This is a genomic window from Brevibacillus borstelensis, from assembly GCF_037834415.1.
In the GTDB taxonomy this organism is placed as follows: domain Bacteria; phylum Bacillota; class Bacilli; order Brevibacillales; family Brevibacillaceae; genus Brevibacillus; species Brevibacillus borstelensis_A.
On record NZ_JAUMSJ010000040.1, the window covers coordinates 23,744 to 47,555 of the forward strand.

General features: G+C 52.6%; 25 protein-coding genes, 5 tRNA genes and 1 riboswitch. Of the genes, 11 read left to right on the top strand and 19 right to left on the bottom strand.

All coding sequences use genetic code 11. The features are described from left to right. Positions 1-4 precede the first annotated feature (4 nt). The 6 genes from Q3F21_RS22650 to Q3F21_RS22675 all read right to left on the bottom strand — a co-directional run bounded on the left by Q3F21_RS22650 (position 5) and on the right by Q3F21_RS22675 (position 6,677). A complete protein-coding gene (locus tag Q3F21_RS22650; RefSeq protein ID WP_340258127.1) occupies positions 5-1,366 on the bottom strand; it encodes a Na+/H+ antiporter NhaC family protein in 1,362 nt (453 codons plus the stop codon). Positions 1,367-1,385: 19 nt separating this feature from the next. Beyond that, positions 1,386-2,411, bottom strand: a complete 1,026-nt coding sequence (locus Q3F21_RS22655) for a sugar-binding transcriptional regulator (RefSeq protein WP_340258171.1) — start codon at positions 2,409-2,411, stop codon at positions 1,386-1,388. Positions 2,412-2,763: 352 nt separating this feature from the next. After that, the gene (locus tag Q3F21_RS22660) at positions 2,764-3,048 is read right to left on the bottom strand and encodes a glutaredoxin family protein (protein ID WP_340258129.1); all 285 of its coding nucleotides are present in this window, start codon (positions 3,046-3,048) and stop codon (positions 2,764-2,766) included. 8 nt (positions 3,049-3,056) lie between these two features. Further along, positions 3,057-4,433, bottom strand: a complete 1,377-nt coding sequence (rpoN, locus tag Q3F21_RS22665) for an RNA polymerase factor sigma-54 (RefSeq protein ID WP_340258131.1) — start codon at positions 4,431-4,433, stop codon at positions 3,057-3,059. 200 nt (positions 4,434-4,633) lie between these two features. Continuing rightward, entirely contained in the window at positions 4,634-5,674 is a 1,041-nt protein-coding gene (locus Q3F21_RS22670; protein WP_340258133.1) for a FecCD family ABC transporter permease, read from the bottom strand. Then, positions 5,667-6,677: a FecCD family ABC transporter permease gene (locus Q3F21_RS22675; RefSeq protein ID WP_340258135.1), complete on the bottom strand. Its 1,011-nt coding sequence runs from the start codon at positions 6,675-6,677 to the stop codon at positions 5,667-5,669. Before Q3F21_RS22675 ends, Q3F21_RS22670 begins: the two co-directional genes overlap by 8 nt. A 212-nt stretch (positions 6,678-6,889) precedes the next feature. Here Q3F21_RS22675 and Q3F21_RS22680 point away from each other — a divergent pair, with 212 nt between their 5' ends. From Q3F21_RS22680 to Q3F21_RS22700, 5 genes are all read left to right on the top strand, one after another. Next, on the top strand, positions 6,890-7,912 hold the full coding sequence (locus Q3F21_RS22680; protein ID WP_340258137.1) for an ABC transporter substrate-binding protein: 1,023 nt from the start codon (positions 6,890-6,892) through the stop codon (positions 7,910-7,912). Between the two features lie 40 nt (positions 7,913-7,952). Further along, positions 7,953-8,978: an ABC transporter substrate-binding protein gene (locus Q3F21_RS22685; RefSeq protein ID WP_340258139.1), complete on the top strand. Its 1,026-nt coding sequence runs from the start codon at positions 7,953-7,955 to the stop codon at positions 8,976-8,978. 222 nt (positions 8,979-9,200) lie between these two features. Further along, a tRNA-Arg gene (locus tag Q3F21_RS22690) sits at positions 9,201-9,275 on the top strand. Between the two features lie 322 nt (positions 9,276-9,597). Then, a complete protein-coding gene (locus Q3F21_RS22695; RefSeq protein WP_340258141.1) occupies positions 9,598-9,948 on the top strand; it encodes a hypothetical protein in 351 nt (116 codons plus the stop codon). A 66-nt stretch (positions 9,949-10,014) separates the two neighbouring features. Beyond that, complete coding sequence (locus Q3F21_RS22700) at positions 10,015-10,152, top strand: DUF4023 domain-containing protein (protein WP_340258143.1); 138 nt, start codon at positions 10,015-10,017, stop codon at positions 10,150-10,152. Positions 10,153-10,406: 254 nt separating this feature from the next. On the opposite strand, the gene Q3F21_RS22705 is transcribed toward Q3F21_RS22700, so the two are convergent. After that, positions 10,407-11,648, bottom strand: a complete 1,242-nt coding sequence (locus tag Q3F21_RS22705; protein WP_340258145.1) for a branched-chain amino acid ABC transporter substrate-binding protein — start codon at positions 11,646-11,648, stop codon at positions 10,407-10,409. A 480-nt stretch (positions 11,649-12,128) separates the two neighbouring features. On the opposite strand from Q3F21_RS22705, the gene Q3F21_RS22710 reads away from it, so the two are divergent. The 6 genes from Q3F21_RS22710 to Q3F21_RS22735 all read left to right on the top strand — a co-directional run bounded on the left by Q3F21_RS22710 (position 12,129) and on the right by Q3F21_RS22735 (position 16,190). Then, complete coding sequence (locus Q3F21_RS22710) at positions 12,129-12,380, top strand: hypothetical protein (protein WP_340258147.1); 252 nt, start codon at positions 12,129-12,131, stop codon at positions 12,378-12,380. Positions 12,381-12,503: 123 nt separating this feature from the next. After that, positions 12,504-13,109, top strand: a complete 606-nt coding sequence (locus Q3F21_RS22715; RefSeq protein WP_340258149.1) for an RNA polymerase sigma factor — start codon at positions 12,504-12,506, stop codon at positions 13,107-13,109. Next, on the top strand, positions 13,096-13,656 hold the full coding sequence (locus Q3F21_RS22720; RefSeq protein ID WP_340258151.1) for an anti-sigma factor family protein: 561 nt from the start codon (positions 13,096-13,098) through the stop codon (positions 13,654-13,656). The genes Q3F21_RS22715 and Q3F21_RS22720 overlap by 14 nt, the downstream gene beginning before the upstream one ends. Before the next feature lies 1 nt (position 13,657). Continuing rightward, positions 13,658-14,788, top strand: coding sequence for a hypothetical protein (locus Q3F21_RS22725; RefSeq protein WP_340258153.1), 1,131 nt, complete (start codon positions 13,658-13,660; stop codon positions 14,786-14,788). Between the two features lie 121 nt (positions 14,789-14,909). Beyond that, positions 14,910-15,506 (top strand): ATP-dependent Clp endopeptidase proteolytic subunit ClpP, encoded by a 597-nt coding sequence (gene clpP / locus Q3F21_RS22730; protein WP_340258173.1) that lies wholly within the window; start codon positions 14,910-14,912, stop codon positions 15,504-15,506. Between the two features lie 145 nt (positions 15,507-15,651). Beyond that, positions 15,652-15,696, top strand: a riboswitch (PreQ1 riboswitch). 8 nt (positions 15,697-15,704) lie between these two features. Beyond that, positions 15,705-16,190 carry a QueT transporter family protein gene (locus tag Q3F21_RS22735; protein ID WP_340258155.1) on the top strand — a complete coding sequence of 162 codons (486 nt, stop codon included), beginning with the start codon at positions 15,705-15,707 and terminating at the stop codon, positions 16,188-16,190. Positions 16,191-16,335: 145 nt separating this feature from the next. Here Q3F21_RS22735 and Q3F21_RS22740 read toward each other — a convergent pair whose 3' ends face one another. The 12 genes from Q3F21_RS22740 to Q3F21_RS22795 all read right to left on the bottom strand — a co-directional run bounded on the left by Q3F21_RS22740 (position 16,336) and on the right by Q3F21_RS22795 (position 23,736). Beyond that, the gene (locus Q3F21_RS22740) at positions 16,336-16,515 is read right to left on the bottom strand and encodes an H-type small acid-soluble spore protein (protein ID WP_340258157.1); all 180 of its coding nucleotides are present in this window, start codon (positions 16,513-16,515) and stop codon (positions 16,336-16,338) included. A 20-nt stretch (positions 16,516-16,535) separates the two neighbouring features. Beyond that, positions 16,536-16,709: a hypothetical protein gene (locus Q3F21_RS22745; RefSeq protein WP_340258175.1), complete on the bottom strand. Its 174-nt coding sequence runs from the start codon at positions 16,707-16,709 to the stop codon at positions 16,536-16,538. Between the two features lie 126 nt (positions 16,710-16,835). Next, positions 16,836-17,093 (bottom strand): HPr family phosphocarrier protein, encoded by a 258-nt coding sequence (locus tag Q3F21_RS22750; protein ID WP_003392520.1) that lies wholly within the window; start codon positions 17,091-17,093, stop codon positions 16,836-16,838. A 53-nt stretch (positions 17,094-17,146) separates the two neighbouring features. Continuing rightward, on the bottom strand, positions 17,147-18,097 hold the full coding sequence (whiA, locus tag Q3F21_RS22755; RefSeq protein ID WP_340258159.1) for a DNA-binding protein WhiA: 951 nt from the start codon (positions 18,095-18,097) through the stop codon (positions 17,147-17,149). Between the two features lie 6 nt (positions 18,098-18,103). Continuing rightward, a complete protein-coding gene (locus tag Q3F21_RS22760) occupies positions 18,104-19,114 on the bottom strand; it encodes a uridine diphosphate-N-acetylglucosamine-binding protein YvcK (RefSeq protein WP_340258161.1) in 1,011 nt (336 codons plus the stop codon). Positions 19,115-19,197: 83 nt separating this feature from the next. After that, complete coding sequence (gene rapZ / locus Q3F21_RS22765) at positions 19,198-20,079, bottom strand: RNase adapter RapZ (protein WP_340258163.1); 882 nt, start codon at positions 20,077-20,079, stop codon at positions 19,198-19,200. A 238-nt stretch (positions 20,080-20,317) separates the two neighbouring features. Continuing rightward, positions 20,318-21,277 (bottom strand): thioredoxin-disulfide reductase, encoded by a 960-nt coding sequence (gene trxB, locus Q3F21_RS22770; protein ID WP_340258165.1) that lies wholly within the window; start codon positions 21,275-21,277, stop codon positions 20,318-20,320. A 58-nt stretch (positions 21,278-21,335) separates the two neighbouring features. Continuing rightward, entirely contained in the window at positions 21,336-23,021 is a 1,686-nt protein-coding gene (locus tag Q3F21_RS22775; protein WP_340258167.1) for a tetratricopeptide repeat protein, read from the bottom strand. Between the two features lie 215 nt (positions 23,022-23,236). Beyond that, positions 23,237-23,312: transfer RNA gene (locus tag Q3F21_RS22780), tRNA-Gly, on the bottom strand. A gap of 8 nt (positions 23,313-23,320) precedes the next feature. After that, a tRNA-Lys gene (locus Q3F21_RS22785) sits at positions 23,321-23,396 on the bottom strand. A gap of 6 nt (positions 23,397-23,402) precedes the next feature. Beyond that, positions 23,403-23,478: transfer RNA gene (locus Q3F21_RS22790), tRNA-Phe, on the bottom strand. 181 nt (positions 23,479-23,659) lie between these two features. Continuing rightward, positions 23,660-23,736: transfer RNA gene (locus Q3F21_RS22795), tRNA-Asp, on the bottom strand. Positions 23,737-23,812 lie beyond the last annotated feature (76 nt).

The window sequence follows — 23,812 nt, forward strand, 5'->3', positions numbered from 1 at the left end:
CTCTCTATATCGCATTTTTGTGTGGTTGGAGACTGCCCGGCGCCTGAAAGGTTCGGGCAGCTGCTATCGTCAGTACAGGCAAAACAAACGAGAAGAATAAATAAGGCAATATATCTAAAGTGGGGATACCGAGCGTCACCGACATGACCATCGCGAGGCCGTTCCACGGAATCAGCACAGGCATGACCAGCGTCGAGTCAAGCATCGTTCGTCCCAAAAACACGCTTCCTTTGTCCATCCGGCTAAACCGCGGCAGCAGTGTCGAGCCCATCACCAGGATCGGGATCGTCTGGTTGCAGCTGATGATCACGACCAGCAGGGACAAAAGCACCGCCTTGCCCGCCAGGACGACGGTGTTTTGCGTCTTCCCGATCATTTTTTCCACCAGCGGCGCCAGCAGGTTTGCCCTGTTCAGGATTCCGTTCAAAAAGCCGGCCAGCGTGATCAGCACGAGCACTTCCAGGATGGAGATCATTCCCCCGCCGTGCACGAGCTGGTCCAGCGTTGTGCCGCTGTGCAGCTCGTAGCCGTAGAGGATCGAGCGTCCCATCTCCGCAAACTGCAGCGGCACAGTGGCGATGACCAGCACAACCGCGGCGACGAGGCCGTACAGCAGCGCCCGGATCGCCTTCACCCGGAACGCGAAGGCTCCGATCAGCACAAGCAGCGGCACGAGCGGGAGCCAGCCGATGGAAAAGAACTGCCGCAGAAGTCCTTGATACTGCTCGATCATCCCGGTCTCGCCCGCCTCTTGCCGAAAGACGTCAAGGCCAAGAAACATCAGCGCGGCGATCGCGACCGCCAGCAAGGCAGGCCGACTGCTTTTGCGATCCTCGTCTTCCGTCACGCCAAGGGTGCTGAGGATGAGGAGCCGACTGCTGGAAATCGGAGAAAACCGCTCTCCCACCATCGCTCCGCTGATCAGAGCGCCCGCTGTCATCGCGGGAGAAATGCCCGCCGTGTGCGAGATACCCATCAGCGCCAGTCCGACCGTGCTCAATGTGCCGACCGAGGTGCCCAAGAGATAGCTGGTCCCGGCCGCGAGCAAAAAAGCAAGGCTCAGCATGTACCGCACATCGACTACAGACAGGCCGTAGTAAATGATCGCCGGGATGGTGCCGCCCATCATCAGAAACGGGATGAGCAGGCCCACCAGAAACAGGATGGTCAGGACCGGCTTGGTCTGCAAAACTCCCTCCCGGCCAAATGCCCACTGCTCCCTCCAGGAATATCCAAGACGTTTTACACTAACCAGTGTGACCAAGATTGCGAAAACAATCCCCAGAAACAGCGGAAAACCGAATGTCAAACTCAGCGCAATGCCGACAATCAGCGAGACGACGGGCAGTACCGTCAGGATTTTCATCAAGCGCACTTCCTTTGCGTTACAGTCGTTCGGACAAAATCGCACGTGCGGCTCCTTCATCCGTAATAAGTACATTCTGGCACGACTGTCTGGCAAAGGAAAGAATCGCTTTTGCCTTGCTTTCCCCACCGGCGATGGAGAGAACGGTTTCGGCCCGCTTCACGTCTTCTAGCTGCAGTCCGATGGTCGGCATCCGGTGCACGGTTTCCCCGGCTGCATTAAAGTAGTAGCCGAACGCCTCCGATACCGCCCCCGCTTCCTTCAGCTCCTCCAGCTCGGCTTCCGAGTAGTTGCGGCGCTTCGCCATCGCGAGCGCATCGCCGATCCCGTGAATCACAATCCTTGAATGCTGCAAAAGCGAGAGTACATCCTGTACCTGCGGCTCCTTCATCAGCGTTTGCAAGGCATCAGGGTGAAGCCGGTCAGGGACGTGGAGCAGCCGGTACGAGCTGCCTGTCTTGGCCGCCATGGCTGAAGCGAGCGTATTTGCTTGCAGCTCTACGCGCTCGCCCAGACCGCCGCGCGCCGGGACGAACTGCACGCCGCGAAAAGACGGCGCCGGCGAGAGGTGATGAGCTACGCTCGCAATCGAGGTTCCCCCCGTCACGGCCACGATGTCCCCTTCGCGGATGTACTGCTTCAGCATCCGGGCGCCGACCCGCCCCAGCTCTTCCTTTACCCAGGGAGAGTGGTCGGCGTTTCCCTGCACCACGATCACGTGCGGGATGCCGAGCCTATGCTGCAGGCGCTCGGCCAGCTCGGTCAGTCCGAACAGATCGCCCATCAGAGGCTCCATCTCTTCCAATACGCGCTGGCCTTCTTCGCTGAGGCTCATGCCTGCCGCGGTCACGTGCAAAAGACCGGTTTCCTTCAACAGCTCGACTTCGGCCCGGAGGATCCGCTCGGTGCTTTGTATCGCCTGGGCCAAAGCCCTTCTCCCGATCGGCTGCAGGTGGTAAACAGAGCGCAGCAGCATGTAGCGGCCGCGCATGACCTCGATCAGGTCAGGCAGCAGTTTTTGTTGCATGTCGATAAATCGCCGCATCATCTGTACGTCCTTTTTGCCAACGTTTTTCTTTCCGGGACATTTTTTGTCCCTATACATACATTTTCGGTCCCGCTCAGAACAAAAAAATAAACGTCAACTTATCTTCGAATGTAGCACAAATGTAAATAACATGCAAGATCCCTCCGCTGAAATTGCAGAGGGATTTTAAAGACACTATATTATAATGTTCGACTCTCGGCTGCTGCACTCAGGAACGCTTGAGGACCGGGGACAGAAGCGCGGCGATTCCTCGGCTTTCCGCATCGACGTTCTGCCTCTTCTACTGCCTTGCCTTTCTGCCTCGCCGTTCTGTCCTCTTCTTTCTGCCTCGCCTATCTATTTTTCCTCTTCACGCATCCCCGTTTTTTCGGGCCGCGCGCTTCGCCAGCTCACCACGCAGCTCCTCCATAGTAACCACATGCGTCACCGACGGAAACACTTCCTCGCCGTCGATCTCCACTACGGGAATGACAAACATGTACCGCTCATGCAGCGCGGGGTCTTGCTCAATATTGACAAGCCGCAGCTCCAGCGGAAACTCCTCCTGCAACAGAAGCAGCAACTGCTCCACCTGGTCGCAAAGATGGCATCCGGGGCGACCGTACAGTACGATTTGAAATGGCTTGGTACTCATCGGATCTATTAGAACCTCTTTCGTTTGGCTGAGGATGGGATCAGCATCTCCTCGCGATACTTTGCCACTGTACGGCGGGAGATTTCAATTCCCTCCTGCAGCAGCATCTCAGCAAGCTTCTGATCGGACAGCGGCTGCTTCCGGTCTTCCTGCTCGATCAGCGCCTTGATCCTGCGTTTGACGCTTTCTGAAGAAGTCGCTTCCCCGCTCGCTGTGGAAAGCGCCGAGGTAAAAAAGTATTTCAGCTCGAAAATTCCCCGCGGCGTCTGCACGTATTTGTTGCTTGTCGCCCGGCTGATCGTCGATTCGTGCAGCCCTACCCGCTCGGCGATTTCCTTTTGCGTCATCGGCTTCAAATAATGAACGCCATGATCAAAAAAATCCCGCTGCATCTCGACGATGGCTTGCGTCACCCGCATCAAGGTCAGGCGCCGCTGCTCCAAACTTTTGGCGAGCCACATCGCGGCGTTCAGTTTTTCGTGGATAAACTGCTTCGCTTCGTCCTGACTCTTTTGCTGGCTCAGCATTTTTTCGTAAAAGCTGTTGATTTTCAAACGGGGCGTAGCCACGTCGTTGACCAGAACCAAATATTCGTCGCCGACCTTTTCTACGGCGACATCGGGGATCACATAGCGCGTCTCCGCTTGGGAAAAGGCAGCGCCCGGGCGTGGGTTCAGCGTCCGCAGGAGATCGGCCACAGCCTGAACCTCCTGCACCGTACAGCCCACCCTGTCAGCAATGCGCTGGTATCGGCAGTCGGCCAGATCCTGCAGGTGCTCGGATACCACCTGAACGATATGGTCGTCGTCTTGCCCCTGATGTCTCAGTTGCAGCAACAGGCATTCTTCCAGGCTCCTCGCTGCAACCCCTGCGGGATCGAAATGCTGCAGGACCGTCAAGACGTCCTCCATTTCGTTGGGGTCTGCGCCCAATCGCTCAGCGGCTTCCTCCAGGGATATTTCCAGGTACCCCTTTTCGTCCAGATTTCCGATCAAAAATTGCGCCATTCTCCGCTGCGGCTGTGTAAAGCTCTTGATATATCCGAGCTGTCTCTCCAAATGCTCATACAAGGTAACCGTGCCCTGATGAACGAAATCAAGCGGATTGTAAGTGCTTTCATTTTTTCCCGCAGAATATTCGCCCGTTGCCCGGTTTCCTACAATTTCCTTCCAGTCAATCTCCGGCAATTGCTTCTCCATTTTGGCCGGCGCCACCTCAACTACTGCTTCCTGCAACTCGAACACGGGATTTTCGTTGGCCTGCTCCTGCAAATACGAAACAAGATCGACCGCCGAGTATTGCAAAATGGTAATCGCTTGTCTCAGTTCCGGCGTCATGACAAGCTTCAACGTTTGTTCTTGATAAAGCCCAAGCCCCATGTTCATTTACGTCCGCCCCCCCCTTTTTCATGCAGTCAATGATTGCGGTTTTTTCGTCTTTTTTCATTATATTCTCTTTTTCATGCAATTTTCCTGCCAATATCTGAATACTTGCGAAAAAAGAAAAAAGCGGCTCCTGTGACAGGAACCGCCGTCCTTCAATTGAAAACCCCAGCTCGCAGCATTCGGGCAGCAGAAGGGAATGCTCATCGATTGCGGCTTTTATACAGCAGGTACATGAAAAAAGGAGCGCCAATCGTCGCCGTAAACACGCCTGCGGGGATGTCCAAGGGCACAAAAAGCGTCCGCGCTATCAAGTCAGCCAGGAGGACAAACATTCCGCCCAAAATGGCCGATGCCGGCAAAAGACTTCCATACCCCGTGCCCACCAGCTTTCGGGCCATGTGCGGTGCCATCAGTCCGACAAAGCTGATTCCTCCCGCGATGCCGACTGCAGCGCTGGCCAAAGCTACACTGATGGCGATCAGGGTAAGCCGCTTTTTCTCCACGTTTACGCCTGCTCCTTTGGCCATATCGTCCCCAAGCTCCTGAATGTTCAAATACCTGATCTGCAGGAAGGTGAGCAAGAGAAAGCCTGAAACCCAGGGAAGCAGGACAAAAACATGCTCCCACGATGTCCCGTATATCGTTCCGGTCATCCAGCCCAGCGCCTGATTTGCCAGATGCAGGGGACCGGCGATCATGAAAAAGACGGTCAGCGCGGACATGGCCGAGGAGATGGAGACGCCGATCAATGCCATCCGCAATGGTGAAATGCCGCGCCTCCATGCAGCCATGTAGGTAAGCGAAGCGGAAAAGAAGCCGCCGACCAGCGCGACCAGCGGCAGCCAGTGGATGCTGAACGCTCCGTTGGTAAACGAAATAAATGCCACGGCTGCGGCGGTAGCCCCGGTCGTCGTGCCGATCAGGTCGGGGGAAGCAAGCGGATTGCGAACAAGCGCCTGGAGGATGGCTCCCGATACGGCAAGCGCCGCCCCGACTATTACCGCGGCCACGATGCGGGGCAAACGGAGATTGAGCACCACGATCTGATGCGCGCTCTCTCCCATCCCCACCAACGAACGAAGCACATCCGGGACAGAGATGTGCACACTACCTATGCCGATGCTGAGCACGATCCCGAGCGCCAGCACCAGGAACAGCACAAGGATGACGGCCAAGGCCCGTTTGTCCATGTGAAAAGAAGACAACGGTTTTTGACTGCGGAAAACAATGTATTTATTCATACGCCCTCCTCCTGACCAGCGCTACAACAAACGGCACCCCGATCGCTGCCGTCGCCACGCCGACCGGCACTTCTTGCGGCATCAGCAAAAAGCGTGACAAAAGGTCGGCAAGCACCAAAAAAACGGCACCCAGCACAGCACTGTAAGGAATCAGCCAGCGATGATCAATCCCTACGAGAAAACGGCACACATGCGGAATGATGATGCCGACAAAGCCAATCGGACCGGCTAGAGCCACACTCCCGCCAGCCAGGAGAACGACGACCAGAATCACGCCTGCTTTTACCCAGAGCGTATTTTGCCCGAGGCCTTTTGCGACATCATCGCCCATCACCATCAAATTGAGCGGACCCGCGAGCATCCAGGCAAGCACCCAGCCGCAGGCGAGGTAAGGAACGATCATTGCGGCATGCTTCAGATCGCGGCCGGACACAGATCCGACCAGCCAGTACAGCGCTTCTTCCAGCGCCTTATTGTCGATCAGCATGAACAAAGAGGTGAGCGAGGAAGCGAAAGCGGCCACAGCCGATCCGGCGAGGATCAGCTTGATCGGCGTCATCCCCCCTCGCCCAGCCGAACCAAGCAGATAAACGATGCAAGCGGTCACTCCCGCTCCGATAAAACCTACCCACATCATCTGCGTAAACGTAAAGACCGAGCCGAACAGATACAGCATCAGCACGATCGAAAAAGCAGCCCCTGCATTTACTCCGATCAATGATGGAGATGCCAGCGGATTTCTCGTGAGCGCCTGCAGCAAAACCCCGGCTACGGCAAGACTGCTGCCAGCGACCGCTGCCGTGACAGAACGGGGGACGCGCGTATTGGCAATGATCAAATGTTCATTGCTGCCCGAAAATGCGGTATATGCTTCCACGGCCGTGGATAGCCGAAAATGCTGCAGCCCGAACAAAACGCTCGCTATCATCGCAAGCACCAAAAGTACCAGGCCTGCTAACAGAACAGCCCATTTTTGAAGGCGGCCGGTCAAAAGAGAACGCACATGTCCCCTTCCTTTCTTTCCGTAAATTGGTTCTATTGTAATCTGACTAGGGCATCACGTCAATGAGATTGATTTTTATTATCACAAAATCGTTGACAGAGACATTTCCAGATATTACATTATTGAAAGATTGAAAGAAATAATGATAATCAATCTCAATATTGCGGGTTGGCGAATTCACCCCCTATTGATGTTGAAGGAGGAACCTACTCATGTTTTTACGCAAGCAACGCTACTCTGCGCTTATCCTGACTGTCATCCTCTCCCTGATGCTGATCGTCACGGGCTGTGGCAGCCAGAATACAGCGTCAACCCCCGCTCCGTCCGGGTCCAATCAGGCGACACCATCTGAACAGCCAGCTTCTGCTCCTTCGACGGATGCAAATCATGATGTCAGAAAAGTAAAACACGCGATGGGTGAAGCAGAGATCAAAGGAACCCCGCAGCGTGTCGTCATCCTCACCGGAGAAGGTACCGAAGCTTTGCTCGCCCTGGGTGTAAAGCCAGTGGGAGCTGTCCAGTCCGTTCTCGGAAATCCCTGGACTGATCACATCAAAGACAAGATGGAAGGTGTCGTGGAGCTTGGCGAGGAAAGCCAGCCCAATATTGAGCTGATCGTCAGCCTCAAGCCCGACCTGATCATCGGAAACAAGACACGTCATGAAAAAGTATTCTCCCAGCTAACCGGAATTGCCCCCACCGTTTTTAGCGAAGATTTGGTCGGCAACTGGAAAATCAACTTTGCTCTCTACGCTGAAGCCGTCAACAAAAAGGCTGAGGGCGAAAAGCTTCTGGCCGACTTTGACAAAAGAGTCGAGGAAGCCAAAGTCAAACTGGGTGACAAAACGAAAACCAAAGTGTCTTTAGTTCGCTTCCTGCCCGGAAAAGTTCGTCTGTACATGAAAGATACGTTTGCCGGTGTTCTCTTCAATCAGCTTGGGTTTGCCCGTCCGGCTGCACAGGACCAGGATAAATTCATGGAAGTGATCTCAAAGGAACGTATGGAAGACATGGACGGAGATGTGCTCTTCTACTGGGTATCTGACTACGACGCCGAGAAGGCAGCAGCCAAATTTAAGGACGAGTGGATGAAAGACCCGCTCTACCAAAATCTGAACGTCGCCAAGAACAACAAAGCTTTTCAAGTGAATGAAGTGATTTGGAATACGGGCGGCGGCATTCTCTCCGCCAATCTGCTGCTGGACGAAATCGTCAAACACTTTGAAACCAACTGATTTCCTTGACTCGTTCATTTCTTTATTTCAGGAGGCCACCATGTTCAAAATCAACAAAAGATCGTCCATTTTTTTGCTATCTGTCATCCTGTCAGTCCTTTTCATCGCGACAGGCTGCGGCAATAATACCGCCAGCAATAGCAGCGGGCAAAACAAAGCTGCCGGAGATTCCCAGGCCAGTGCGACAGCCCCGGCTCCTTCGGCTGAAGCAAACAGCGACGTGCGAAAAATAAAACACGCGATGGGCGAAACGGAGATAAAGGGCACACCGGAACGCGTCGTCGTACTGACCAATGAAGGGACGGAAGCCTTGCTCGCTCTTGGTGTCAAACCGATCGGAGCAGTCAAATCCTGGATGGGAGAACCCTGGTATGATCATATCAAGGCGCAAATGGACGGAGTTACTGTCGTTGGCGATGAGGTGCAGCCCAACATCGAGCTTATTTCCAGCCTCAAGCCTGATCTGATCATCGGCAGCAAGGTGCGCCAGGAAAAGGTGTACCAACAGCTTGCAAGCATTGCCCCCACCGTCTTTTCCGAGACCTTCTCCGGCAATTGGAAGACCAACTTCTCTCTCTATGCCGAAGCGTTGGGCAAAAAAGAAGACGGCCAGAAACTGCTGGACGAGTTTGACAAAAGCATTGCCAGCGCGAAACAGAAACTGGGCGACAAAACTTCGATGAAAGTCTCCATGGTCCGCTTCCTGCCCGAAGGCGCCCGCATTTACTACAAAAACTCTTTCTCTGGAGAATTGCTTGATCAGCTCGGATTCAACCGTCCGGAATCGCAGCAGAAAGACAAACTGGCGGATGATGTGACCAAGGAAAGAATCCCCGAAATGGACGGAGACATCCTCTTCTACTTCGTCTGGGAAGATCATGCCGGCGAGGTCAAAGGAAAGAAAACAGCCGAAGAATGGATGAAGGACCCGCTCTGGCAAAATCTGAGCGTAGCCAAGCAAAACAAGGTGCATGAAGTGAGCGATGCCATCTGGAATACATCAGGCGGCATTCTTTCCGCCAAGCTGATGCTCGATGAACTGGTGAAGCTAGTCGAAGGTATCTAACTTGGCCCTGCCTAAGCAATAGCTCTTTGGTGCGGACAAGTCAAAACATCCTTGTTTGCAACTTTGCGATCAGCAGCAGACGGGCAGTATCGGGTAAGATCGTTTCCTATACTGCCCCGTCCGCTTTCTTCATTCCTCTCCCCTTGACGCAATAACTTCCATTTTTCATTTTTCATTTGCATCTGTCTGCCTGATCTTTTATAATTGAATTTGTCACATTATGCGCCCGTAGCTCAGTGGATAGAGCAGCGGTCTCCGGAACCGCGTGCGGAGGTTCGACTCCTCTCGGGCGTACCATACCATTTTTACGCTTTGATATACGATGTGATAGGCCTGGCAAAGTACTGATCGCATCGGGCCCAACCAACGTAAACAAGCCGTTCCCATTCAATCGGGGAGCGGCTTTTCTTTATGCAGCGGTTACATATCGATTGCAGGACAAGCCGCTTTGAAGCCGCCGATATTTTTTCCAACGCCTATTCCCAATGGCGTCTCGAAGGATTTTGTACCTCTCGCAAGATTGTTGTGAGAAGCTTTATTTTTTTTAACAAAGAAGCAACTTGAAATAAATGGAATTTGTGCTATTATTAGGACATTCAAAACAAGGGAGTGAGCCGTGATGAAGAAATTGAATCTAATCAAGTCGAGTTTGCTTGCAATTCCATTGCTCCTGGTAGGACAAGCCGTTGCCAGTGCCGAAGCATTGAACGCGCCCTCGCAAGCTGTAGTCGACCTGGCAAACAATCTTGATGTTTACGTAAACCTGGATCTTTATCAAAACCCCATTTACGACGGTCTCCCCACCAGCCCCGGCTACACAAGCTTAATCTCCTACGAGTCGACACCCGGCGGGATCAGCATCGACTCCCGCGGAAGAGTGATTGCGTCGCATACAGGCTACTACACCGTAGATGTTTTCTACGGCGGCATGACCGTCCAAAGGTTCCATTTCAATGTAGGCCCCATGTAAAACGATTAGCGTCGGTTTAACTAGGCCATAGTAAGAAAGTGCGATGCCAAATTTGGGAGGTGCGGCATGGATTTTACCAAGATGAGCACAAAAGAGTTCGTCGGCAAAGTTCGCGAAGCGCAGGCCCATGCACAGGAGAACAAGGAGCACAATGGCTACGGCCATCCGGAAAAGCGTCTCCCCAGCAAGCAGCGCATCCGCTAAAAAAACGCCCTGGAGATTGCTCCTCTCCAGGGCGTTTCCTTATGGACCCGATCCAAGACCCGATTACTGGGGATCCTGTTTGTTCAGGTTTTTGTCCTTTTCGGACTTTTGCTTTTGGGACGTCTGCGTTTTGCTGCTGTGTCCCTGGTTGTTTCCGTACTGGGTGCTGCGGTTGTTGGACATGAGGATTGCCCCTTTCAAAGGTAGTCGCAATCAACCGTAGTATGTCCTGTCCGGCGCTTCCCCATCAGTCGTTACTTCGCTTCCCCTACGTATACCTTTTGACCGTTCTCGTATTTGTACACGTAGACGGACGCAAATTCGTTGTCGCCTTTATCGTTAAACGTCACTTTTACGAACTGGCCTTGGAAATCCTTTGTTTTGTGTACGGCATCCAGGAGCTGCTCGCGAGTCGGCTTTTGTCCGTTGTTCGCCTTGATCGCTTCTTCCAGACCGTGCAGCATCACGTTCATGGAGTCGTAGCCAAAGGAGGTGAAGATCCCTACCTTGTTGCCTGTTTGGGATTCAAAGTCGGCGATCCACTTTTTGCCCTCTTCCGTTGCGGAAAGGTCGCCTACAGTAGAAGTAAAGATTACGTTGTTCGCGTTTTCGGTGCCCGCGATTTTCACCAGGTCGGCGGAGTCGTAGCCGTCTCCGCCCATGAAGACGCCTTTGTAGCCTTTTTCGCGAGCTTGCTTGATCAGGATACCGGCATCGGAATAGTAACCGCCGAAGTAGATCATTTCAGGATTCGCCGCGACGATTTGGTTGACTACAGCGCTGTAGTCCTTCTCGCCGGCGGTGATGCCTTCGTAGCCTGCGATGGTCACGCCGTCCTTCTCGAACTGCTTTTTCACTTCATCAGCCAGACCTTGGCCGTAGGCTTGTTTGTCGTGAACGATATAAGCGGTTTTCACACCCAGCTGGTTTTTCGCGTAGATCGCGGCTCTGGAGCCTTGCTGGTCGTCGCGGGCGCAGATGCGGTGAACAACCTTTTTGCCCTCGTCAGTCAGGTTGGAGCCTGTCGAGGACGGAGAAACCATGACCAACTTTTCTTGCTCGTATTGCGCCGATGCCGTAATCGAAGCGCCGGTCGTCACGTGGCCGACAACCCCGAGCACGTCCTGATTGGAAATCAGCATTTGCGCGACGGCCACGCCTTGCTTCGGATCGGCCTGGTCATCCTGTGTCAGCATCTGAACATCGAAGCCCAGCGCTTTAAACTTCTCCTGATTTTGCTTCAGAGCGTACTCGGCACCCGCCTTTGCCGTGCTTCCGTAGTCGGAGTACTGACCGGACATCGGTCCTACTGTTGCGAATACGATCTTTTGCAGGTTGCCGCTGCTGCCTCCATTGGAAGAGCCGCTGTCGCCGCCAGGTTGCGGAGAAGCCTGTTGTCCGCCTCCGCCGCCGGCATTTCCTCCGCCACAGCCTGCAAGAGCTGTTCCGAGCGCCACTACAGTTGCAAGAAAAGCCATAGTTTTCTGTTTTTTCATACGAAAGATCCCCCTTTTACTTTACGGACAAACAATGAGTCACCTTCTCCCATTGTAAAATAAATATGAAAATTTGCAACATAAAAAAAGATAGGCAAAATTGATTTAGCTTATATCTTTCATCAAAAATATTGATACCCGATAAAGGACCTTAGTCCCAACGCGGCTTTTCGGCTGCCTCCATTGCTTTCCAGGGCGACAGACATCATTTTTCCTCTGACATCTTGGAGCTTGTTTCGACAAAAAAAAATTTCCTGGCTATATTCGGGGCCAGCCCATCTTTCTTTTCAGGGAGTTATGCGCTTGGTTAAAACGGCGGCACTGGAACCAATTCCCTGCCACAGGTTGGCGGAAACATGCCAAAACTATCGGGAGCAGCAGAAAACAGTGGATAACCTCTTGTCTATTCCACGAACAAATGTTTTTGTGCACAACCTGTTGATAATTCTGTGGATAATGTGGATGAGGAGGAATTTCGAGATGCCATCCGACCGGTTTTACCTCATATATCAGGAAGCGAGCGATGAAGAATGCCTGCTGACGATACAGCCTTACGACGACCAACAGGAGCTGGCCGAGGCGATCAACCGCCTCCAATCGCTGCAGGTGGAGGAATACACCATTATTAAAGGAAAGAAAATGAAAGCGGCGCTGCGTCTGGCTGTGGAACTGCACGAGGACGAAGATACGGCGGCAGAGGCAGCAGACGCCAAGAGCAAAGAAAACAAGTAAACCACTCCCTCCCCTTTTTTCCACAACTTCCCGTTCTCTCAAACGTCAAAGAAACGGGCAAGCGGCAGTGAAATTTTTCCTGCCGGCTTTTCGTATTCTAGTACGGGGAGGAGGGGATGCAACATGGAGCAAGAGTTGGCCCGGGCAAATCAAGAAGCCGTCCGGCTTGCGCAGCAGTTTCTCAAAGGTCAGTCACGGGCGTTTCCTGCACTTGTCAATTTATTTACCCCCCGTGTCATGAGCATCATTCGAAGACTGGTCTCCGGCTACCACGACGCCGAGGACCTGCACAACGAAATTTGGCTAAAAGTAGCGCAAAATTTGCATAAGTACGACCCCGCCCTGCCCTTTCATTCGTGGCTGTATCGCATCGCCTCCAATGCCTGTATCGACTTTTTGCGAAAGAAGCGGGAAATAGCGCTTGAGGATGAGCAGCTGCATCAGCATGTGCACAAGCGCCCCTCCGAGCTTGTGAAAAGTCCGGAACTGTTTTTGCTGGAAAAAGAGAGCTATTCCGAATTGACGGCCTTGATGGATTGCCTGCACGAAACCGATCGTTTGATTTTAACCCTCCGATTTGTGCAGGAAATGAGTTACGATGAAATAGGAAGCATTGTCGGCATGAGTAAAAATACGGTCGGAACCCGCTTGTTCCGAGCGCGAAAACTGCTGAAGGAGCAGCTGGATAAACACAGGGAGGAAAGGAGAATGTCCGATGCCGCATATTGATGAGTTTACTTTGATGATGTACAGTGACGGTGAACTTTCTGAAGAAGAAGCGGATTCCGTCCAAAAACACGTTTCCGGTTGTCACCACTGCGGCAGTTCGCTTGAGCGGATGATGGCGGAGAAGCGACTAGTGGCGGACCGCTTTTTCTCCGACGACCTCCCTCCTTTGTCTTTTGAGCTGTACGAGATGACCTCCGCGCAAATTCACGGGATCGCGATGCTGCACAAGCGAAATCGCCGCCGCTTTCTGTGGCGCATGATCCTGCTGTGCGGAAGCATTCTGGCTGTCGCCGCTTGTTACATGATGTTTTGGCAGCGAATCTGGCTTGAATGGGTATCGCCGGCCTGGACATCGTGGAAAAGCCATCTTTTCTGGAGCTCGGCCCTATGGCTGAACGGCAGCGCCCGGGAATTTTTCCATGTGCCAGGATCGTATGTCATGGCGCTTCCCCTGCCGTTTTTCTTGCTGATCGGGCTGCTGTTTATCCTGAATATCCGTTTTTCGCCTCTCCCGCCCTCACGACTATCGAAACGGGAGGTGGATTGAGTTGAGGAAAAAGCTGATTGGGTTGATTTTGTTTGTAAGCTTGCTAATCGTCACCTCCACCGCTTATGCGTTTACCGGAATCATTATCGAGAGCTACCACCTGCCGGCAGATACTGTTCATCGCGGCGACATGGTTGTCAGCTCCCCCAAGGTCATAGTCGAGGGGGTTGTCGACGGCGATTTGTACGTAATTGGCGAAAATGTGCAGATCAAAGGGCGAATCACAGGGGATCTTCTCGTGTTTGCCACGACCACCATCGTCTCCGGTGAAATAGACGGCGACATCCGTACTTTGACGGACACCCTGTTCGTAAACGGGAAGGTGGGTGGAAGCGTTACCAACATGTCGCACGTCCTGATCCTGGACCGTGACGGCAGTATCGGCAAAAACCTGCTTACGTTTACCACCAATGTGGATTTGAACGGCAAAATTGCGCGGGAAGCAAACGGCCGCGTCGACAATGTGAGGATTACGGGGAGCATCGGAGAAGGCATTTCCCTGATGTACAGCCGGACGATGCATATCGACGCGCCAGCCGTGATCGGCGGCGATCTGGTATATACAAGCCCCCAGCGCGCCGTCATTAGCCCTGGGGTGACGTTCAAAGGAGAAGAACGCTTCACTTTAGAACCGGCAGAGGAATCGGACGACGGCTTTTCCTATATACCGATTTTGCTCGGCCTCTCTTCTCTGTCGAGCACGCTGCTGCTCTGGCTGGCGATTCGCTTCTTGTTCCCGGCCGGTTTAACCTGTGTCTACCGGCAGTTGGACCAGCGAAAAGGCTCGATCGTCGCTTGGGGCACTTGTCTGGTCCTGGGCGTCCCTGTCTTGTCGCTGCTGCTGTTGATTACGGTCGTGGGGATCCCTGTCTCGATCACCCTGATGCTGACGCACCTGATCCTGACCTGGACGGCAAAAGTATTCGTCGGTTCCTGGATCGGCATCCGATTGGCGGAACGCTTTCAGTGGAAGGTTTCCCCCTTCTTGGCCGAACTGCTCGGAGTAGTGGCGCTGCAATGCTTGCTGATCATTCCCCTGTTCGGCTGGCTGCTTGCGCTTCCTGTCTGGATTGCGTTTTTTGGAGCGTTGGTCGGTTCGGTCCATCAAGCCAATAAAACTTTCCACGCCTGATCATGTTTAGCCGCTCGTTTTTTGGAAATTATGGTGAAAGAGGCTTGCAGTTATCTGTTTGACCTTTATTGACCTTTTGTGTATGATATTCTTACAAAGAGAGGAGGAAGACTGAATGCACATGAATTTGATTCCAACCGTTATTGAACAGACCAACCGCGGAGAGCGTGCTTACGATATTTATTCCCGTCTGCTGAAGGATCGCATTATCTTTCTCGGTACTCCCATCAATGATACGGTAGCCAATATTGTCGTAGCGCAAATGCTGTTTTTGCAGGCGGAAGATCCGGATAAAGACATTTCCCTGTACATCAACAGTCCGGGCGGTTCCATCACCGCCGGTATGGCGATTTACGATACGATGCAGTTTATCAAACCGGACGTGTCAACGATTTGCATCGGGATGGCTGCATCCATGGGGGCCTTCTTGCTGGCGGCGGGTACAAAAGGAAAACGCTATGCCCTGCCAAACAGCGAGGTCATGATTCACCAACCGCTCGGCGGCGCCCAAGGTCAAGCCAGCGATATCGAGATCGCGGCAAAACGTATTTTGAGAATGCGCGAGCATCTGAACCAGATCCTGTCCGAGCGTACCGGTCAACCGCTGGAGCGCATCCAAAAGGATACGGATCGCGACAATTTCCTCTCCGCCCAGGACGCGATGGAATACGGCCTGATCGACAAGGTCATCTCGACTGAGGCATCAGCGAAAAAATAATTCGGCTTCGACTGATTCACGCGACCCTGCCAGAAATGGCGGGTTTTCTTTTTTGCCGAAGCGATCAGCCAAAGCACGCTGGCGGCATTTCTCGGTTGACTTCGCTTGGGATAAAGCGCTAGTATAGTGACTTGGGTATCTTTATGCTCACGTGGTTCGAAACCATCCCACGATAAAAAACTAAGGAGCTAATTGAATATGAAAGTGAAAACGCTTGTAGTCAACGGGATCCTGGCGGCTCTGTACATTGCCGTCTCGATGCTTATTCAGCCGTTTGGTTTTACCAATGTACAATTCCGCGTTTCCGAAATGTTTAATCATCTCGTTGTTTTCAACAAAAAGTACATGTACGGAATTGTCCTCGGCGTCTTTTTTACGAATCTGTTTTTTTCGCCCATGGTTGCGTACGATCTGATATTCGGCGTGGGCCAATCCGTGCTCGCTTTGCTCGTCGCCATTGTATCGATGCGCTTTATAAAAGGCATCTGGGCCCGCATGATGTTCAACACGATCGTTTTCACCATTACGATGTTTTTGATCGCGATTGAGCTGAATTTGGCGTTCGGCCTGCCCTTTTACTTTACATGGCTGACCACTGCGCTTGGCGAGTTTGTCGTTATGCTGATTGGGGCTCCAGTCATGTATGTTCTGAACAAACGATTGAACCTGGAACAGCGAATTTGATTTGCACGTCTGGATCACCCCGTGAAAATGTACTGCATCTGCTAAAGGTGTAGGGACAGTGCCCCTGCCCTTTTGCTTTCTCATAAAAAAACCGAGCCGTTGTCAGGAAATCCTTCTGACACGGCCCGGTTTTTTCTGTATCCGCCTATTTTTCCACCAGTTGACCGACGTCCACCGTTTTGCTTTCCGCCGGATTTCCCTCTGTATGGACCCGGGCCTGCGAGGTCTTCTCGTCAACTCCGTCGATCCATACCGGCTGTCCCTGGTACTGGACTTCGATCTTGCTCGCAGAGCGGATAATTTCCTGTGCGCGATTTACATCCATGCTCGTTCCTCCCTTTTCGTTCATCGACCATCACGAGCTGTGCTGTCTCCTGCCATCGTTTCGGTCGTGGTCTCTTCGATCAGGCCGTTCTGATCGGTTACCTGTCCCCCGCCAAGCCCTTCGTTTACCATCCTGTCGATGTCCATGTCGTAATTGTCCCGACCTTCGGTATACGTATCGCGTTCGGTGCTCACCCTGCTCCCCCCTTTATCTGGACGATCTTACACAGGTTAGCAATGCCCTGTTCCGAATGGAAACATGCAAGCGTTCACGATATAAAAAAGACACCTTCCTGAAAGAAAGTGTCTTTTCCGTCAAAGCTATTCTTCCTTGCTCACCAGATTGGTCAGGCTGGTAACAGCTTGCGACGCATCAGGGCCCTCTGCCGATATCGTAATTTCCGTTCCCGAACTGATAGCGAGGCTCATAATTCCCATGATGCTCTTCGCGTTTACCTTCTTGTTTTCTTTTTCCACAAATACTTCTGATGCAAACCGGTTGGCCTCCTGCACGAAAAATGCCGCAGGGCGGGCCTGCAAACCGGTTTTCAGCTTGACCACAACCTGCTGTTGAACCATGGGTGGAACCTCCTCGCTCAGTATCTCTTATTATCGTCTAGTATACCATGTCTCTACACGGAAATATTTCGTTTTTCTCGTAATTTGTCAGCGATTTCGTTAATTTTCCGGAGACGGTGATTAATTCCCGACTTGCTGACTACACCGCTGGGAATCATTTCTCCCAGCTCTTTCAAATTGATATCCGGATGTATCAACCGAAGCTCGGCCACCTCGCGCAAACGCTTCGGCAAATTTTCCAGCCCCATTTCCTCCTGGATCAGCTGGATGTTCTCCATTTGCCTGGCCGCGGCATTTACCGTCTTGTTGATGTTGGCGATTTCACAGTTGTGCAGACGGTTTACAGAGTTCCGCATGTCTTTGACGATGCGCACATCCTCAAAGTAAAAAAGGGCCTGGTGGGCGCCGATCAGGCTGAGAAACTCCGTGATCTTTTCCCCTTCCTTGATATAGAGGACGTAGCCCTTTTTCCGTTCAATGCATTTGGCATTCAGCTTGTAGCGATTGGCCATTTTGGTCAGAGCCTCGCAAAAGTCCTGGTACGAGGTGAAGACTTCCAGATGGTAGCTGGATGCCTCCGGATGGTTTACCGATCCGCCCGCCAAAAACGCTCCCCGCAAATAGGCGGCCCGGCAGCAAGACTTTTTCACAATGTCCTGCGAAATCCCGCGCACGAAGGAAAGGCTCTCGTCCATGATTCTCAGCTCTTGCAATATATCGTTGGCCCCGTGGGGAATTCTTACGATGTATACGTTGTTCTTCTTCAGCCGCATCTTCTTGCGAACAAGCAGTTCGGCATGAATATTGAATATTTTCTTCGTCAACGTGTAAATCCGTCTGGCAATCGCCGCATTTTCCGTCGTCACATCCAGTACCAGACGACCCGCACCGAATTGCAGGCTGCCGTTCATCCGAATCAGCGCCGCCAGCTCTGCTCGGCTGCAACACTCAGGCCCCTCCAGCATCGTCAGTTCCTTCTTCGTCTGTGCGGCGAATGATGACATTGTCTCTCACTCCTTCTCTTTCTTCTGCGTCCGGCGCCTCCGCTTGATCAGGGAGACAACCTGCTTGCTGACCGCATTCGCATCATGACGCAGATACCCCTCTTCGAACGCCACCAGCGGTTTTGCCACGATGTGCAGTCCCAACTGGCGTAAGCGCTTTACATCACAAACAACAGGGGCTGCTCCCTTCTCGGCGTATTTTTCCAAGGTCCTGCCGGGAATGGCAGCAGAGTTCACAATTACTGTATCCAAAAACGGTCCGCCTACATGATCGTACAGCACTTCCACATGCTTGGATGCGGAGAACCCGTCTGTTTCGCCTGGCTGGGTCATGACATTGCAAATATACATTTTCGGAGCTGTCGAATTCTTTACAGCAGCGAACAAGCCTCTCACCAGCAGATTCGGCAAAATGCTCGTATACAGGCTGCCAGGGCCGATCAAGATCGCATCTGCATCTTCGATAGCGAGCAGCGCTTCACTCAATGGCACAGCGTCCTCCGGGTCCAAAAAGACCCGCTTGATCCTCTTGCCTGTCAAAGGAATTTGCGATTCGCCCGCGATGATCGAACCGTCTTCCATTTCCGCTATGAGCCGAAGCGACTGTGTCGATGCCGGAAGCACATCCCCGCGGACAGCCAGGACATCGCTCAGCTTCTTTACCGCTGTGACAAAATCTCCGGTAATTTCGTTCATCGCTGCAAGAAGTAGATTTCCCAAATTATGCCCGGCTAATCCGGTCCCTGTGGAAAAACGATACTGCATGACCTTTTCCATCAGCGGCTCGGTATCGGCCAGGGCGGTCAATACATTGCGGATATCTCCGGGAGGCGGCATATCCAACTCCTCCCGCAGCCTCCCGGAGCTTCCGCCGTCGTCAGCGACGGTTACAATCGCGGTGATGTGAACCGGCGCATGCTTTAACCCCCTTAACAAGACGGACAGTCCCGTTCCTCCGCCGATCACGACAATCCGCAGCCGGTTGCCTGGCTGCGATCCCATTCTCCTCGTCGGCATATGTCACCTCATTATATGCTGATACACATACAAAGGCCCTGTTCAAGTAAGGATGACGTTTTATCTTTCTTGCCATCCTATGCTTACTTGTTTTTTTCCATGTCACGATGACTGACCCGAATCGAGAAGTCCTTCCCGAAGATCTCGCCCAAATGCTCCGCGATCGCCACCGAACGATGCTTGCCTCCTGTGCAGCCGATCCCGATCACCAGCTGGCTTTTCCCTTCCCGCTGGTAATGGGGCAGCGTATAGGCCAAAAAGTCAGTCAGTTTATCAACAAACTCTTTCGTTTCCTTATGATTCATGACGTATTCGGCCACTTCCCGGTCACACCCGGTTTTGGGCCGCAGTTCTTCCACGTAATGCGGATTGGGCAAGAAGCGTACGTCAAACATAAGATCGGCATCAATCGGCGTGCCGTATTTAAACCCGAAAGACAGGATGTTAATCGTTAAGGATGAGCCTTGCTGTGTATACTGGCTAATTATTTTTTCACGCAATTGTGCCGGCTTCATCTGGCTGGTATCGATAATCTGATGGGCACGCCCCTTCATTTCTTGAAGCAGCCGACGCTCGGCATGGATTCCTTCCAGTGGTGAACCGTTAGGTGAAAGCGGATGGCGTCGACGCGTCTCTTTATACCTGGACACCAATGTCTGGTCATTTGCATCCAGATAGAGAATATGGAAGGAGATCCCCTCCATCTGGTTCAAACTGTCGATGGCTCCCGACAAGCTTACAAAAAATTCGCGGCCGCGCAGGTCGACCACCAAGGCGAAGCGCTCAATATTGCCTCCCGACTGCTTGATCAGCTCCGCAAACTTGGGGATCAAAACCGGCGGCAGGTTGTCGACGCAAAAGAACCCCAGATCTTCCAAGCTCTGTACGGCGACGGTTTTACCCGCACCAGACATCCCTGTAATGATCAACAGATTAACGGCTCTTTCATTTCCCACTTCTGTCACTCCACTCGCCTCCTACGATTCTGACATTAGCATACCATAACGGTTGGCACTTTCGCACCCTTTAGACTTGTAACGCTTCCGTAGAGGCAACAAGCTTCGCTTCCGGCCGTTTCGGCATGCTCCGCAGAAAAAAAATGGCGTGGCTATGGCAGCCACGCAAAATGGTTCGTATAGATAAGGGGGTCAATTCATTGTCTTCATCTTACCGCCCAATTATTTCACTCATGTTACAAGCAGGTTAAGAGATTGTGACATTTTGCTCAGCCAGTCGTTCGTTCAGCTCTTCTACGTAGTGCTGGGCCGATTGAGCGGCGATAGAACCGTCGCCAGTGGCTGTCACCACTTGACGCAGCGTTTTCTCCCGCACATCCCCCGCCGCGAAGACGCCTTTTACTTTTGTGTGCATCTGGTCGTCAGTCAGGACGTATCCGGCTTCGTTGGTAATGCCGAGGCTGCGAACGCTCTCGGTCAACGGGTCCATCCCTACGTAGATGAAGGCGCCATCTGTCGCAAACTCGCGTTCTTCACCCGTTTTCAGGTTTTCCAGGAGCACGCTTTGGACTTTCCCGTCACCGCGAATTTCCTTGACCACCGTATCCCAGATGACCTCGATCTTTTCATTGTCAAATGCCCGCTTTTGCAGGATTTTTTGAGCGCGGAACTGATCGCGCCGGTGAATGATCGTGACCTTGGAAGCAAAGCGGGTCAGGAATACCGCTTCCTCGACGGCAGAGTCTCCGCCGCCGACTACGACCAGCTCCTTGCCGCGGAAAAACGCCCCGTCGCACACCGCACAGTAGGAGACGCCGCGGCCCGAGAGTTCTTTTTCTCCCGGAACGCCGAGCAGGCGATGCTCCGCGCCAGTGGCAACGATCACCGATTTGGCCAGGTACTCCTTGTCGGAGGTAATGACACGTTTATACGGTTCTTCGTCCTTGATTTCCTTGATTTCGCCGTAGGCATACTCGGCACCGAATTTTTGCGCATGCTCGAACATCTTTGTGGACAAGTCAGGTCCCAAAATGGAGCCAAAGCCCGGGTAGTTTTCAATCTCTTCCGTATTGGCCATTTGTCCACCTGGGATTCCGCGTTCCAGCATGAGCGTGCTCATGTTTGCGCGGGAGGTATATACAGCGGCGGTCATTCCGGCTGGACCTGCACCGGCAATGATCACATCGTAAATTTTTTGATCGCTCATATCCACTGCCTCCTCAATCTGCAATCCTTCTTATTTATACTTATTATAAAATGAGAATCTATTTCAAATCAAGGGTCTGCAGCGCTTTTACGCACTTTGCCACTGTTGAGACGGAAATCTCGTATTTTTGCGCTATCTGTGCCTGCGACTTTGTTTGTTTTTGGTTTTCTACCGTACCGTATAAGTATTCGAGTGCGGCCACCCACGCTACTACCTTGCGGACCTGCACAGGAAGCTGCCCAGACTGCGAGAAGCGTCTCCAGACAGAGAGACACCAGTCCCGCATGTCCTTTTGCTCGCTCCCGGAAAGAAAACATTCGATGCAGTCTTCTACGCTTCCTGCTGTTTGATTGTCCGCCCCGTTCTTCGGCCGTGCTATTTTCTGAACGGTTGCCGCTTTTTCCTTTGCTTTTCGCTTGGGCTTTGCCGTCGGCATCTCTGCTCCCATATCAGCCAAGGCAAGCAGAGCGAGTTTTTGGAGCTGGGGGTCGTCCGTCTGATGGTAACACTGACGAACAGCAGCTTCCGCTTCGTCATCGCCGATCAGAGCGAGGGTTTGCAGCACAGCAAATTTTACTTCATCGCGTCCGTGCTGCAGCGCCCACAACAAGGAAGCGCGGATCATCGGATCGTTTTTCAGCTCTTCCACCCCGGAGGCCGGAGCTTTCTCCCAGGAGACCTCCTGCTGCGGCTGGTAGTAATGGTATGGGATTACCTGCTTAGTCTGCCCGTCCTTCTCTGCTTTTACCATCTCCATGTAGTGGTCGGCTACTCCCGAATCCGGGTCCAGCTGCTTCACCTTTTGCCACCAGCGGATGGCTTGCTCTTTGTGACCGCTCATGTACGCGGAAATCGCCGCGTAGTGGTAGGTGCACGCTTCATGAGTCCGGCCTGCCTTCAGCATTTTGGAGTAGAGGTGGTACGCCTCCTCGTGTTGACCAAGAACCCCCATCGTCGTCGCCAGCTTATAGGCATGCTCCGGATGGTAAGGCACGACTTTTTTCAGCATCGTGATCAGCGACACCAGCTCTTTGGCTCGATTGTGGTGCGACAACAGTACTGCCAGGTTGCAAAGGGCATGCAGATTTCCGTTTTCCCTCTCCAGCGTTTCCTCAATCGTCGCCATCGCCTGTTGAAAATCGCCTATATAATAGTACGCCAGCGACAGGTTGTTCCAAGCCGGCATAAAAGAAGGATCGGCTTCGACGATCTCTTTTAAAATGTCCAACGCTTCCAAAAAGCGGCCTTCTTCCAAACTGCGCCGTGCCCGTTCATGCTTGCTGTATACGTCCTCGCGCTCGCCTGTGAGAAAATGGCGGGGAGGCATGTCCAGCTCAAAGTAGATATAATCCAGCAGCTCTTCGGCATCCTCTCGGTACGCCCCGTCGCTTTGTTGCTGCAAATAGCGGATAGCCATCTCTTCCGCCATCTCGTAATCTTCCAGGTTGGCGTAATTGTTCGCCATATAAAAATAAACTTCAACGATTTTCGGTTCGCACTTTTCCAGCACATCGTACAAAATGTCATTGGACGCTTCAAAATTGCCGACTTCGGCCAAAACACTCGCCAGATGGCATCGGTATTCAGCATTTTTCGGCTCCAGCTCGATTGCACGGCGGAAGCTGCGAATAGCTTTTTCGTAGTCATAGCGATGTAAAAAACGTAAGCCGCGTTCCACAAAAAAGCGGGCGTCTTGTTGAAAATGTACGACTGTCGACTTCTCGATTCTCTTGTTTTGTTTCATAGAACCTCCAGCATCACAGGGCAGTACCTTCATGTATCGTACCAGAAGCGCCCTTGCGCCACAAGCTGATGCACCCTTTTAAAGTTTTCTTTCACCGGATTCGCTCTCGCTCACCAGATCGCTAACGTCTTTCACACAAACGGTGAATTTTGGGATAAAAGCAGGAAACACCACTGGCTGTACAGCGAGTGGTGTCATCTATCGAACTATATGAATGGAGCGGACGACGGGGCTCGAACCCGCGACCTTCGCCTTGGCAAGGCGACGCTCTACCAATTGAGCTACGTCCGCGTAAACACTGGTGAGCCATGAAGGACTCGAACCTTCGACCCTCTGATTAAAAGTCAGATGCTCTACCAACTGAGCTAATGGCTCGCAATATGGTGGCTCGGGACGGAATCGAACCGCCGACACGAGGATTTTCAGTCCTCTGCTCTACCGACTGAGCTACCGAGCCGTATCAACATCACAGAGAACATGAAAATATAATGGCGGAGCTGACGGGACTCGCTTCCACTGGCGACTCGGCCTCGAAAAGCTTCCTGCGAGCCAGATCTGAAGTGCCCGAGCAATACTTCCTGTCCATTCTGCAAGGGTAAACCCGTTTACGGGTGAGAGACCCGTTGCTTCTTTGTAAATGGCGGAGCTGACGGGACTCGAACCCGCGACCTCCGGTGTGACAGACCGGCGTGAACTCCAACTTCACCACAGCTCCATGGAAACAGGTCTTCTTTCAAAGAAATATCTTCGATCCAGACCATAAGACGTCACAAACTTCAAAAGTTTTCGCG

Coding starts and splice junctions, on each gene's coding strand:
- Q3F21_RS22700 (WP_340258143.1), top strand. CDS start 10,015: ATGGATTTTACCAAGATGAGCACAAAAGAGTTCGTCGGCAAAGTTCGC.
- Q3F21_RS22650 (WP_340258127.1), bottom strand. CDS start 1,366: ATGAAAATCCTGACGGTACTGCCCGTCGTCTCGCTGATTGTCGGCATT.
- Q3F21_RS22775 (WP_340258167.1), bottom strand. CDS start 23,021: ATGAAACAAAACAAGAGAATCGAGAAGTCGACAGTCGTACATTTTCAA.
- Q3F21_RS22695 (WP_340258141.1), top strand. CDS start 9,598: ATGAAGAAATTGAATCTAATCAAGTCGAGTTTGCTTGCAATTCCATTG.
- Q3F21_RS22670 (WP_340258133.1), bottom strand. CDS start 5,674: ATGAATAAATACATTGTTTTCCGCAGTCAAAAACCGTTGTCTTCTTTT.
- rpoN (WP_340258131.1), bottom strand. CDS start 4,433: ATGAACATGGGGCTTGGGCTTTATCAAGAACAAACGTTGAAGCTTGTC.
- Q3F21_RS22720 (WP_340258151.1), top strand. CDS start 13,096: ATGCCGCATATTGATGAGTTTACTTTGATGATGTACAGTGACGGTGAA.
- Q3F21_RS22705 (WP_340258145.1), bottom strand. CDS start 11,648: ATGAAAAAACAGAAAACTATGGCTTTTCTTGCAACTGTAGTGGCGCTC.
- Q3F21_RS22715 (WP_340258149.1), top strand. CDS start 12,504: ATGGAGCAAGAGTTGGCCCGGGCAAATCAAGAAGCCGTCCGGCTTGCG.
- Q3F21_RS22760 (WP_340258161.1), bottom strand. CDS start 19,114: ATGCCGACGAGGAGAATGGGATCGCAGCCAGGCAACCGGCTGCGGATT.
- Q3F21_RS22660 (WP_340258129.1), bottom strand. CDS start 3,048: ATGAGTACCAAGCCATTTCAAATCGTACTGTACGGTCGCCCCGGATGC.
- Q3F21_RS22740 (WP_340258157.1), bottom strand. CDS start 16,515: ATGGATGTAAATCGCGCACAGGAAATTATCCGCTCTGCGAGCAAGATC.
- Q3F21_RS22655 (WP_340258171.1), bottom strand. CDS start 2,411: ATGCGGCGATTTATCGACATGCAACAAAAACTGCTGCCTGACCTGATC.
- Q3F21_RS22685 (WP_340258139.1), top strand. CDS start 7,953: ATGTTCAAAATCAACAAAAGATCGTCCATTTTTTTGCTATCTGTCATC.
- whiA (WP_340258159.1), bottom strand. CDS start 18,097: ATGTCATCATTCGCCGCACAGACGAAGAAGGAACTGACGATGCTGGAG.
- Q3F21_RS22710 (WP_340258147.1), top strand. CDS start 12,129: ATGCCATCCGACCGGTTTTACCTCATATATCAGGAAGCGAGCGATGAA.
- clpP (WP_340258173.1), top strand. CDS start 14,910: ATGAATTTGATTCCAACCGTTATTGAACAGACCAACCGCGGAGAGCGT.
- Q3F21_RS22735 (WP_340258155.1), top strand. CDS start 15,705: ATGAAAGTGAAAACGCTTGTAGTCAACGGGATCCTGGCGGCTCTGTAC.
- Q3F21_RS22680 (WP_340258137.1), top strand. CDS start 6,890: ATGTTTTTACGCAAGCAACGCTACTCTGCGCTTATCCTGACTGTCATC.
- trxB (WP_340258165.1), bottom strand. CDS start 21,277: ATGAGCGATCAAAAAATTTACGATGTGATCATTGCCGGTGCAGGTCCA.
- Q3F21_RS22750 (WP_003392520.1), bottom strand. CDS start 17,093: ATGGTTCAACAGCAGGTTGTGGTCAAGCTGAAAACCGGTTTGCAGGCC.